This window comes from Acidovorax sp. BoFeN1 (assembly GCF_003345135.1).
Classification (GTDB): domain Bacteria; phylum Pseudomonadota; class Gammaproteobacteria; order Burkholderiales; family Burkholderiaceae_C; genus Acidovorax; species Acidovorax defluvii.
Window position 1 is genome coordinate 40601 of sequence record NZ_QOZT01000001.1, and the last position, 12366, is coordinate 52966.

Sequence of the window (12366 nt, forward strand, 5' to 3'; positions counted from 1 at the left end):
CCGTTGGCGTTGCCGGGGGTGATGGGGCAATGGTGCCACAGGCTTTTATCTGGTTGGTTGGTAAAAATAATGATAAAAATGGCCTTCAGCCCTTACGAATAAAGCGCTATAAGCTATTAAAATAATAGCAATATTCTGCGCTGCTGATGATGAATCCGCCGTTCCCGTGCGTGGTGGGAGCGGCCCGTGGTGCGCATCACAATGGCGGTGTTGACGACCCTGGAAGAAATCCATGAGCCTGCGCCCGGCAGAATCACCCGCCACAGAGGCCAACGCCCGAACCCGCCGCGCCAAGCTGCACCCGGATGTGCTCAAGCTCGGCCTGGTGAGTTTTCTCACCGACCTGAGCTCCGAGATGATCTTCTCGGTGTTTGCCGTCTTCTTCACCACGGTGGCGGGAGCATCCACCGCGCTGCTGGGGCTGATCGAGGGGCTGGCGGATTTTTCGGCCTCGTCGCTCAATTACCTGGCGGGCTGGCTGTCGGACCGCAGCGGCCGGCGCAAGTGGTTTGCCACGGCGGGCTATGCATTTTCGACATTGGCCAAGCTGATCTTGCTGGTGTCGTCGTCCATCGTGGGGTTGTCGATCTTTCGCGTTGTCGAGCGGCTGGGCAAGGGCTTTCGCGGCCCGCCGCGCGATGCCTGGCTATCGTCGATTGCCGCCAAAGAATCGCGGGGCTACGCCTTTGGGGTGCACAAGGCGCTGGACAAATCGGGCGCCGTGCTGGGCCCGCTGGTGGCTTATGCGCTGCTCAAATCGCTGGGTGAATCGGCCAGCACTTACAGCCTGCTGTTTCTGGTGGCCTTTGTGCCGGCAGTGGTGGCCGTGGTGGTGCTCACGCGCATCCCCGACCAGCGCGGTCAGCCCCATGCGCGCGAGAGCGTGCGCCAGAATTGGCAGCAGCTCAGCACGCCGTTCAAGCGGTTTTTGCTGCCGGCGGGGGTGTTTGCATTGGCGTATTTCAGCCTCGGTTTTGTTTTGCTCAAGGCCCACGACGTGGGCTTTGGCATGACCGACATCGTGCTGCTGTATGCACTGTTCAACGTGGTTTGCGTGGTGGCCGCACCGCTGGTGGGACGGCTGGGCGACAGGGTAGGGCGCAGCCGCATCGTGGTGCTGGGCTATGCGCTGTATGCGGCCCTGAACCTGTGGCTGGTGGTAGCCGACAGCCGCTGGGAAATGGTGGGCATCTTTTGCCTGTATGGCGTGTTCTATGCCATCGAAGAGTCGCAAAGCAAGGCCTTCATCGCCGACCTGGAGCCCGAGCGCCGGGCCACGGCCGTGGGCGTTTATAACTTTGTCACGGGCAGCTTGTATCTGCCCGCATCGCTGATGGCCGGCGCGCTGTGGGCGGTGGCGCCGGGCCTGGCTTTTGGGCTGGGTGCCGCGTTGTCGGTGGTGGCCATGGTGGTGTTCATGGCGGTGAAGCCTGCCGCCGTGCTGTCACGCTGACAGCCCGTTTGCGGTTTTTTGGTAACAGGTCTGCGGCAACAACTTACATTGGAGCCATGGACAAACAACACACATTTCACCGCGGCGACCTGGTGCGCATTGCCATTGACGCCATGAAGGAGCGGGGCCTGGAGCCCGAGTTTCCGCCGCGCGCCCTGCAGCAGCTGCAGACCATCGATGCCGCCGGGCAGGACGACGACCCGCGCATTCGCGACCTCACGGCGCTGCCCTGGTGCTCGATCGACAACGACGATTCGCTTGACCTCGATCAACTGACGGCATGCGGTGCCATGGGCAACGGTGCGGTGAAGATTTTTGTGGCGGTGGCCGATGTGGACGCGCTGGTCAAGAAAAACTCGGCCATCGACCAGCACGCGCACACCAACACCACGTCGGTTTACACCTCGGCGCGGGTATTTTCAATGCTGCCCGAGCGCCTGTCCACCGACCTCACCTCGCTGAATCCGGGCGAGGACCGGTTGGCCATCGTGACCGAAATGGTGGTGGATGCCGAAGGCGTTGTCACCCATTCCACGGTGCACCGCGCGCGCGTGCGCAACCACGCCAAGCTGGCCTACGACGCGGTGGCAGCGTGGATCGAAGGCGAAGGCGACCTGCCCGAGGCCGCCTGCGCCGTGCCCGGCATGGACGAGCAGTTGCGCACCCAGGACGCGGTGGCCCAGCGCATGCGTGCGCGCCGGCGCGCCGCCGGCTCGCTGGACCTGGAGACCTTTCAGCCGCGCGCCGTGTTCGACGGCGACCGTGTGGTGGACATCCGCCAGCAGGAGCAAAACCGCGCGCGCCAGCTGATTGAAGAATTCATGATTGCCACCAACACCTGCACGGCGCAGTTTCTGGCGCAGCATGGCGGCAGCGCCTTGCGGCGGGTGGTGCGCTCGCCCGAGCGCTGGCTGCGTATCGTGGAAGTGGCCAGCAAATACGGCGAGGCACTGCCCAAAGAGCCCGATTCGCGTGCGCTGGAGGGCTTTCTGGCGCGCCAGCGCAAGGCCGATCCGCTGCGCTTTCCCGACCTGTCGCTGGTCATCATCAAGCTGATGGGCTCGGGCGAATATGTGGTGGAGCATGCCCGGGGCGAGCCCATCGGCCACTTTGGCCTGGCCGTGCGCGACTACACGCATTCCACCGCGCCCAACCGCCGTTACCCTGATCTCGTCAGCCTGCGCATGGTCAAGGCCCTGCTGTCGGGCGAGCGTGCGCCCTATGGCATGGCCGAGCTGGCCACATTGGCCGAGCATTGCACCCACCAGGAAGACGCGGCGCAAAAGGTGGAGCGCAGCGTGCGCAAGTCCGAGGCGGCGCTGTTCATGCAGGGGCTGATCGGCAAGCAGTTTGACGCCATCGTCACCGGTCGCACCGAAAGCGCCACCTGGGTGCGCATCTTCACGCCGCCGGCCGAGGGCCTGCTGGTGTCGGGTGATTTCAACCTGGACGTGGGGGCGAAGATCCGCGTGAAACTGGTCAGCACCAATGTGGAGCGCGGTTTCATCGATTTCGAGCAGGCGCACTGATACGGCTTTGCCTTCAAGCGGCTACCGTCGTTGGGTCGCCTTGCTGTGCGACAGCACTGTCTTCGGCTCCTCGCCTTGTGATCCGGTTGAATGCAAACCCGTATGATTTCTCCGCCAGCCCGGCTCGCGCCGCCGTCAATCTCACCCGGCAGGAGGTTTCACCATGGCCAAGCGATCGTTTCCTCTGTCCAAGGTTTACGGGCTGCTCGAACCGGGTCCGGTCCTGCTGCTGAGCACGGCGCACAAGGGCCGCATCAACGCCATGGCGATGTCGTGGCACACCATGATGGAGTTCGAGCCACCGCTGGTGGGCTGCGTGGTCAGCAGCCGCGATTTCAGCTTCACGGCGCTCAAAGCCACGCGCGAATGCGTGTTGAACATCCCCACCCTGGAGTTGGCGCAAAAAGTGGTCGACTGCGGCAACAGCTCGGGCCGCAGCGTGGACAAGTTCACGGCGTTTGGCCTGACGCCAGCGCCCGCTTCGGTGGTGGGCGCGCCGCTGATTGCCGAGTGCCATGCCAACCTGGAGTGCAAGGTGGTCGATACGCGGTTTGTCAACCGCTACAACTTCTTTGTGCTGGAGGTCGTCAAGGCCTGGACCGATCCGGAGTGCAAGGACCCGCGCACGCTGCACCACCGGGGCTGGGGCGCGTTCATGGTGGCGGGCGACACGATTCGCCTGCCGTCAAAGATGAAGTGACTGGCGCCGGGCGCTTGGACAACTTGGCCAGCCCGGTGCATTCAGCGGTCTTGCAAAGCCGCACGCCTGCACAAGTCCATCGTGTTCCGGCCAGAATCTGCCCATGACGAATTGCCTGCTCCGCCCCCTGCGTTATGTGTTGTCGTTGCTGTGGTCGGCTGTCCTGGGTGCCTGTGCGCTGGCGGCCATGCCGGCCGTGGCTGCTTCTGGGGCCACCGCCAATGTGGACAGCGCCATGGGGCCGCGCGTGCTGGCCTGCACCACCTGCCACGGCAAGGAAGGTCGCGCCACGCAAGAGGGATTTTTCCCGCGCCTCGCGGGCAAGCCGGCGGGTTACCTGTTCAACCAGCTGGTCAATTTTCGGGAGGGGCGGCGCAGTTATCCGCAGATGGGCTACCTCATCGAGCACCTCACAGACGACTATCTGCGCGAGATTGCGACCCACTTTGCCGGGCTGCAGGTGCCCTATGCGCCACCCCCGGCGCCCCAGGCTGGGCCGCAGGTGCTGGAGCGCGGACGCCAGCTGGTGCAGCAGGGCGACGTGGCGCGCCAGTTGCCCGCCTGCGTGCAATGCCATGGCCAGGCGATGACGGGGCTCAATCCGTCGATTCCTGGCTTGCTGGGCCTGCCACGCGACTACCTCAACAGCCAGTTGGGCGCCTGGAAAACCGGCCAGCGCCGCGCGCAGGCACCCGATTGCATGGCCGACATTGCGCGCCAGCTTTCGCCCGACGAGGTGAGTGCGGTATCGGCCTGGCTGGCGGCCCAGCCGGTGCCCGGGGGTGGCAAACCCGCCGACCGACTGGCAGGGGCCATGCCGGTGCGCTGCGGCGGGGTGGATGGTGTGCCGGTGGTTGATGCGGCGGCGCGTTGAAGGGGCATGGCATGAAACGCATCCTCTGGACCCTTTTCTTCGCCGTGGCCTTGCTGGCGCTGGGCACCGCCGTGGTGGCAGCGCTCAACCTGCGCGGCGAGGCCGCCCTGCCGGCCGAATCGCAGGCCCTGTCACAGGTTCTGCCCGCCGCGCCCGAACTGGTGGCGCGCGGCGAATACCTGGCCCGCGCGGGCAACTGCATGGCCTGCCACACCGTGCAGGGTGGTGCGCCCTATGCGGGAGGGCGCGGCATCGACACGCCATTTGGCGTGATTCACACCACCAACCTCACGCCCGACAAGGCGACAGGCATTGGCAACTGGTCGGCCGCCGAGTTCTGGCGCGCGCTGCACAACGGCCGCTCCAAGGACGGGCGCCTGCTGTACCCGGCGTTTCCCTACCCCAACTACACGCAGGTGACGCGCGAGGATTCCGATGCCATCTATGCCTATCTGCAAAGCCTGCCCGCGGTGGCGCAGGCCAACCGGCCGCACGCGCTGCGCTTTCCATACAACACGCAGGCGGCTTTGGGCGTGTGGCGGGCGCTGTTCTTCACGCCCGGCACGTTCGCGCCCGGGCCCGTGCAGTCGGCCGAATGGAACCGGGGTGCCTACCTGGTCAACGGCCTGGGCCATTGCGCGGCCTGCCACACACCGCGCAATGCACTGGGCGCCAGCCGCCAGGCGCAGGCATTCAGCGGGGGGCTGATTCCTGTGCAGAACTGGTATGCCCCGGCGCTCAATGTGGCTGCCGAGGCGGGCGTGGCGCACTGGCCCGTGGAGGCTGTGGTGGCCCTGCTGAAGACCGGCGTGGCGCCGCAGGGCTCGGTGACCGGGCCCATGGCCGAGGTGGTTTTTCGTAGCACGCAGTTTCTGAACGATGCCGATGCACAAGCGATTGCCGTGTACCTGCGTGCGCTGCCGCAGCGGGCCATCGCCCCCGCAGAAGTGGTCAAACCCTCGGCCGCCACGCTGGAGCGGGGTGCCAAGGTGTATGAGCAACACTGCGCGCAATGCCATGGCGACAACGGCGAGGGCAAGCCGGGGGCCTTTCCGGCCCTGGCGGGCAACCGCGCCGTGGTGCTGCAAGACCCCACCAACCTCGTGCGCGTGGTGTTGCAGGGTGGCTACCTGCCGGCCACGGCGGGCAACCCGCGCCCGCACGGCATGCCGCCCTTCATGCAAGTGCTGGGCGACGACGATGTGGCCGCGGTCAGCACCTTTGTGCGCAACGCCTGGGGCAACCAGGCATCCGCAGTGGGTACCATCGGCGTTTACCGTGCCCGGGAGCGGCGCGGGTCTTGAAGGAGAGCCCCCCGATGCACAGCCCGGCCGCGTTGCCCGATTCACCCCTTGTGGCCCCTGGCAGCGGCTGGTGGGCGGTGTGCCTGTGCGCCAACTGGTGCGGCACCTGCCGCGACTATCGGCCGCTGTTTGACGATCTGGCCAGGGCGCACCCCCAGATGCGCTTTGTGTGGGTGGACATTGAAGACGATGCAGACCTGGCCGGTGACCTGGATGTGGAAACTTTTCCCACCTTGTTGATTGCCGATGGCACGACGGCGCGCTTTCTGGGGCCGCTGCTGCCGCAGGCGCCCGTGCTGGCGCGGCTGCTGGCCAGCCTGCAGGCCGCCCCGCACGGTGGTGGGGCGGGCGGTGAAGCGCAGGCAGTGTTTGAGCGGGTGCGCGCGGCGCGCAGTGCGTAGCTGCCGCATTGCAGCCTTGGCCGACCTGCAGGGGCACTTCAATGCCGGGTTGCGGGCAGAGGATGCTCTGGATGCTGCGTTGCCATCGGGTTGAATTGATCCTTTTTTAATAGCTGCTAGCGCTTACCAGTAAAGCGTTAGAAGCATATTTTGCTTAATATTTTTCCTATGTCACGCTTCCCGTGGTTTCACATCAATTCGTTGCAGGCCCAATGTGACAAGGGGGCCTGGTCGCGTGGCATGGATCTTTTCCGCAGGGCGGGCGTGGTGCGCACCGACATCGAAGCCGAGGGCAATGGTTGCTGGCACATCGAAGGCGAGGTGCAAGGCAGCATGCCCGAACCCTATGAGGTGTCGGTAGAGCTGGTCATTGCGCCCAATGGGCAGCTCACACTGTGGTCGGGTGACTGCAGCTGCCCCGTTGGCGAGGACTGCAAGCACTCAGTGGCACTGACCCTGCAGGCTGCGCACCAGAACCCGGCCCAAGCGCACAACACCGCGCAAGAGCCCATGCCTGCCCCAGCCGCTCATGCCCTGAAGGCGCTGCACGAGCGCAGGGAGGCTGTGGCACGCGCCGAGGCCGACGCGCGGCTGGTGCACTGGCTGCAGGACTGGGACCGCGCCGCAGGTCTGTCGGCCCCGCCGGTTGTGGCGGCGTCAGGCTCCAGACCCGACCGGCCCGAGCAATACCTGTACCTGGTCTCCACCGTCGGGCTGCCGCGCGCCAGTGCGCAGCAAATGCAGCTGGAGGCCGTGGTGTCTTACCCCAAGGTGACTGGCGGCTGGGCCAAACCCAAACAGATTCGCACCCAGCCCGGCCCGGGGCAGGCGGTGTTTGACCGCGCGAGTGATGCCGATCGCCAGGTTTTGCAACTGCTGCGTGCCATGCCGCGCGGCATGGGCTACTACTCGGCCTACAGCGCCGGGCCGGTGGCGGTGCTGGAAGGCGCGGTGGGGGTAATGGCGCTGCAGCAGGCAGCCAGCACCGGCAGCCTGTTTGCGGATGCGGGAGGCTCCACGGTGGGGGCTGCGCTGCGCTGGGGTGACCCCCTTCCCATCCACTGGACATGGCGCGAGGCCCCGCCAGCCGCCGGTGGCGAAAGCACCTGGGCCTTGCGCGCCAGCCTGCCCGGTACATCGGCCACGCTGTGCATCAACAGCCCGCCGCTGTATCTGGATGCCGTCAACGGCGTCTGTGGCACGGTCGAGGCCGATGGCCTCAGCGCTGCGCAGCTGGCCCTGTTGCTCAAGGCGCCCGCGTTGAGCGCCACGGCGCTGCAACGGCACCAGGCCGAGGTTGCCAGCCGTTTGGGCGGCGTGCTGCCGTTGCCGCCGGTGCTGGGTGCGCTCACGCGGGTGCAGGGTGTCCAGCCCGTGGCGCGCCTGCACCTTGCGCCCGTTCCGGCGCAAGACGTGCCGGACCTGGGCCTCATCACCGCGCAACTGCGGTTTGACTACCAGGGCCATGTGGGTTGGTGGGTCGGGCAGGAGCTCAGCGTGCTGGTGACTGCGGCCGACGGCGGTCAGGTGCTGCTGCAGCGCGATGCGCAAGCCGAGCTGGGAGCCATCGAGCGCCTGATGGACCTGGGCCTGCTGGCCACCGACGACGGGCTGTTCGGCATTCCCGGTGAGCGCTCGCAGAACGACTGGATGCACTGGGCCGACAACGGTTTTGGGGTGCTGCGCGAGGCAGGTTTTGAAATCACCCTCGATGCGTCACTGGGTGGCTGGATTACCCACGCCGACGCGCTGGCCGTGGCGCTGCAGCCCGAGGGAGACGACGAAGCCACGTCCCCGTGGTTTGCCCTGTCGCTGGGCATGGAGATCAATGGCGTGCGCCACAACATCCTGCCCTGGCTGCCCGACCTGATTGCCGCCGCCGCAGCACAGCCGCAGGATCCCCAAACCGGGCTGCCCCGCTTGCCCTCGCATGTCTATCTGCCTTCGCAGACGGGCCCCGGTTTTCTGCGCCTGCCCACCGATGCCCTTCGACCATGGATGGCTGCCCTGCTCGATCTGGTGGGCGACCGCACCCACGACTTCAATGGCGACAGCCTGAAGCTTTCGCGCATGGAGGCCGTGCGCACCAGCGCCGCGCTAGGGGATGGCGCGGTGTGGGAAGGCGCAGCCGCTTTGCGCGCCATGGTGGCCCAGTTGCACGGCGCCAGCGCGCTGCCCGAGGTGCCGCTGCCCGCCACTGTCAAGGCGACCCTGCGGCCCTATCAGCAGCAGGGCCTGAACTGGTTGCAGTTTCTGAGCGCCCATGGTTTGGCCGGTGTGCTGGCCGACGACATGGGCCTGGGCAAGACGCTGCAGACCCTGGCGCATATCCAGGTCGAAAAAGACGCGGGCCGCCTCACGCACCCCGCGCTCATCATTGCGCCCGTGAGCCTGATGGGCAACTGGCAGCGCGAGGCCGCGCGGTTTTGCCCGGGCCTGCGCAGCTTGGTGCTGCACGGTGCGGGCCGCCATGAGGTAGCCGACTCGGTGGCCGAGCACGATCTCGTCATCGCTCCGTATTCACTGCTGCAACGCGATCGCGAGCGCTGGCTGGCGCACGAATGGCACCTGGTGGTGCTCGACGAGGCGCAAAACATCAAGAACGCCAGCACGCACGCCGCGCAGGTGGTGGGCCAGTTGCAGGCGCGCCACCGGCTGTGCCTTTCGGGCACGCCCATGGAAAACCACTTGGGCGAGATCTGGAGCCTGTTTCACTTTTTGATGCCGGGCTTTCTGGGCAGCCAGCAGCGTTTCAAGGAGATGTTTCGCACCCCCATTGAGAAACTGGGCGACAGCGCGCGCATGGTGCAGTTGCGCACGCGCATCACGCCGTTCATGCTTCGGCGTACCAAGGCGCTGGTTGCCAGCGAGCTGCCGCCCAAGGTCGAAACCGTGATGCCGGTGGAAATGACCGGCGCGCAGGCCGATCTGTACGAAACCATTCGCCTGGGCATGGAGAGAACCGTGCGCGAAGCCCTGCAGTCCAAGGGGCTGGCCAAATCGCAGATCACCATCCTCGATGCGCTGCTCAAGTTGCGCCAGGTGTGCTGCCACCCGCAACTGGTGCCGCTGGATGCCGCCAAAAAGGTCAACGCTTCGGCCAAGCTGGATCAGCTCATGACCTTGCTGCCCGAGATGCTGGCCGAGGGGCGGCGCATTTTGCTGTTCTCGCAGTTCACCAGCATGCTCACCCTGATCGAGGCTGAGCTGAAGAAGCGCAAGTTGCCCTGGGTCAAGCTCACGGGGCAAAGCCAGCGGCGCGACGCGATCATCGAGCAGTTCACGAGTGGGCAAGTGCCGTTGTTCTTGATCAGCCTCAAGGCCGGCGGGGTGGGGCTGAATCTGCCCCAGGCCGACACAGTCATCCACTACGACCCGTGGTGGAACCCCGCCGTGGAGGCCCAGGCCACCGACCGCGCCCATCGCATCGGCCAGACCCAGAGCGTGTGGGTGATCAAGCTGGTGGCGCAGGGCACGATTGAAGAGCGCATTCTGGCGCTGCAGGAGCGCAAAGCCCAGTTGGCCAGCAGCCTGTATGACGCCAGCGCGGGGCGCAAGGAACCGTTGTTTACCGAAAGTGACCTGGCCGAGTTGTTGAAACCGCTATCACTGTCGTAGCAGCGAATCAAGAATGTGCTTGCACTACAGGCAGTTTTGATAAAAAAATTCTGATGCAGCGCATGGGCTTGGCTCCGTATGCGGCATGGGCGGTTGTGTTGCACCCAAAGGGGCGTTCAGACAACAGCAGGGGCACAATTCGTCTTTGCAAATCAATGCTTTACGCGCTATAATGTGACTCTCACGACCAAACGGGCGGGTACCAACCGCCCGTTTTTTTTGGTCGAATGCTTTTGGAGCTCGAAGCTGTCGGGGAAGAGTCTCCGGGGGTTATCGGGTTTTTTGTTTTTTCGGGATTGAACGGAACACGTGGCATTACAGCAAGTCGTTGAACAAATTGTGACCGGTCTCGGTTACGACCTGGTGGAGATCGAACGGTCTCCGGGTGGCCTGCTGCGCGTCACCATCGACTTGCCATGGGTGCAGCCTGCCGTCGATGCGCCCGAGCCCGCGGTTGATCAGTTTGTCACCGTGGAAGACTGTGAAAAAGTCACCCGCCAGCTGCAGTTTGCGCTGGAGGTAGATGGGGTTGAATACAAGCGTCTTGAAGTCTCGTCGCCGGGCATTGATCGCCCCTTGCGCCACGAGCAGGACTTTGTCCGTTTTGAAGGTTCGGTTGTTGATCTCACGCTGAAAGCGCCTATCGGCGCTGCGGCGGTGGGGCAGGTCAATGCCACCCGCAAGAAATTTCGTGGCACGCTGGAGCGGGCCGAATCGGGTGGATGGCAGATCGTCTGGAGCGATGAGCCCGCAGGCAAGCCTGGTCAGAAAATAAGCAAGAAACGCGTACCAGCCCCCTTGCAGGCGCTGGGGTTTACGCTTGATGAGCTAAGGGACGCCCGGTTGGCGCCCATTGTGGATTTCAAGGGGCGGGGGGCGAAGACTGGTCAAGTGCCGGGCTGAGTCACTGGATGGTTTGGAGTGGGTTGGTGCTGTTGGCAGCTGCCGCCTGCGGGTGATAGAAACAGGAGAGTCGTCGCATGAATCGCGAATTGTTGATGTTGGTTGAGGCCATTTCGCGCGAGAAGAACGTTGAGCGCGATGTGGTCTTGGGCGCCGTGGAGTCGGCCTTGGCCCAGGCTACCAAAAAGCTGTACCAGGGCGAGGTGGACATCCGCGTGTCCGTCGATCGCGACAGCGGCAACTATGAGACTTTCCGTCGCTGGCTGGTAGTGCCTGACGAGGCAGGTCTGCAGAACCCCGAAGCCGAAGAGCTGCTGATGGACGCCAAGGAGCGCATCGCGGACATCGAAGTCGGGGAATACATCGAAGAGAGCGTTGAGTCGGTCCCTATCGGCCGTATCGGCGCCATGGCTGCCAAGCAGGTCATCCTGCAGAAGATCCGTGACGCCGAGCGCGAAATGCTGCTCAACGACTTCATGTCGCGCGGCGAACGCATCTTTACTGGCACCGTCAAGCGCATGGACAAGGGCGACATCATTGTCGAGTCCGGTCGCGTGGAAGGTCGCCTGCGTCGCAGCGAGATGATCCCCAAGGAAAACCTTCGCAGCGGCGACCGCGTTCGCGCCATGATCATGGAAGTGGACCTTACGCTGCGCGGCGCTCCCATCATCCTGTCTCGCTCGGCCCCCGAGTTCATGATCGAGCTGTTTCGCCAGGAAGTGCCCGAGATCGAGCAAGGTCTGCTGGAGATCAAGAGCTGCGCCCGTGACCCTGGGTCGCGCGCCAAGATTGCCGTGCTGAGCCACGACAAGCGCGTGGATCCGATCGGTACCTGCGTCGGTGTGCGCGGCACCCGTGTGAACGGGGTCACCAATGAACTCGCTGGCGAGCGTGTGGACATCGTGCTGTGGTCCGAAGACCCGGCGCAGTTCGTGATTGGTGCGTTGGCCCCGGCCAACGTGTCGTCCATCGTGGTGGACGAGGAAAAGCACGCCATGGACGTGGTGGTGGATGAGGAAAACCTCGCTATCGCCATTGGTCGCGGCGGCCAGAATGTGCGCCTGGCGTCCGACCTGACCGGCTGGAAGATCAATATCATGGACGCCGCCGAATCGGCCCAGAAACAGGCCAACGAGTCTGATACGGCCCGTCGACTGTTCATGGAAAAGCTGGATGTGGACGAGGAAATCGCCGACATCCTGATCGCTGAAGGTTTCAACAGCTTGGAAGAAGTGGCCTATGTGCCGCTGCAGGAAATGCTGGAAATCGAAAGCTTCGATGAAGATACCGTGAACGAGCTGCGCGCCCGCGCCAAGGATGTGCTGCTCACCATGGAAATCGCCCGCGAGGAAAGCGTTGGAGAAGTTTCGCAAGATCTGCGCGACCTCGAAGGCCTCACACCCGAACTGATTGCCAAGCTGGCAGAAAACGGTGTGCATACGCGTGACGACTTGGCCGATCTGGCCATTGATGAACTGACCGACCTGACCGGACAGTCCGCAGAAGATGCCAAAGCCCTGATCATGAAGGCGCGCGAACACTGGTTCGCAGGGCAAGAGTAAGGTCAGGGAGGCACGAACCAAA

9 protein-coding genes are annotated in these 12366 nt (G+C 64.5%); all 9 read left to right on the forward strand.

What is annotated here, in order from left to right:
- Positions 1-232: 232 nt before the first annotated feature.
- The 9 genes from DTW89_RS00160 (at position 233) to nusA (ending at position 12344) form a co-directional block, all read left to right on the forward strand.
- Positions 233-1453: an MFS transporter gene (locus tag DTW89_RS00160; protein WP_114654459.1), complete on the forward strand. Its 1221-nt coding sequence runs from the start codon at positions 233-235 to the stop codon at positions 1451-1453.
- Between the two features lie 56 nt (positions 1454-1509).
- Complete coding sequence (locus DTW89_RS00165; protein ID WP_114654460.1) at positions 1510-2982, forward strand: RNB domain-containing ribonuclease; 1473 nt, start codon at positions 1510-1512, stop codon at positions 2980-2982.
- A 163-nt stretch (positions 2983-3145) separates the two neighbouring features.
- Positions 3146-3682: a flavin reductase family protein gene (locus DTW89_RS00170; RefSeq protein ID WP_114654461.1), complete on the forward strand. Its 537-nt coding sequence runs from the start codon at positions 3146-3148 to the stop codon at positions 3680-3682.
- A 103-nt stretch (positions 3683-3785) separates the two neighbouring features.
- A complete protein-coding gene (locus tag DTW89_RS00175; RefSeq protein WP_201740906.1) occupies positions 3786-4556 on the forward strand; it encodes a c-type cytochrome in 771 nt (256 codons plus the stop codon).
- Positions 4557-4567: 11 nt separating this feature from the next.
- Complete coding sequence (locus DTW89_RS00180) at positions 4568-5860, forward strand: cytochrome c (protein WP_114654462.1); 1293 nt, start codon at positions 4568-4570, stop codon at positions 5858-5860.
- A 14-nt stretch (positions 5861-5874) separates the two neighbouring features.
- Positions 5875-6261 carry a thioredoxin family protein gene (locus DTW89_RS00185; protein ID WP_111864285.1) on the forward strand — a complete coding sequence of 129 codons (387 nt, stop codon included), beginning with the start codon at positions 5875-5877 and terminating at the stop codon, positions 6259-6261.
- Positions 6262-6501: 240 nt separating this feature from the next.
- Positions 6502-9879: a DEAD/DEAH box helicase gene (locus tag DTW89_RS00190; RefSeq protein WP_114654481.1), complete on the forward strand. Its 3378-nt coding sequence runs from the start codon at positions 6502-6504 to the stop codon at positions 9877-9879.
- A gap of 309 nt (positions 9880-10188) precedes the next feature.
- On the forward strand, positions 10189-10782 hold the full coding sequence (gene rimP / locus DTW89_RS00195) for a ribosome maturation factor RimP (protein WP_111864283.1): 594 nt from the start codon (positions 10189-10191) through the stop codon (positions 10780-10782).
- A 77-nt stretch (positions 10783-10859) separates the two neighbouring features.
- Positions 10860-12344: a transcription termination factor NusA gene (gene nusA, locus DTW89_RS00200; protein WP_024814839.1), complete on the forward strand. Its 1485-nt coding sequence runs from the start codon at positions 10860-10862 to the stop codon at positions 12342-12344.
- Positions 12345-12366 lie beyond the last annotated feature (22 nt).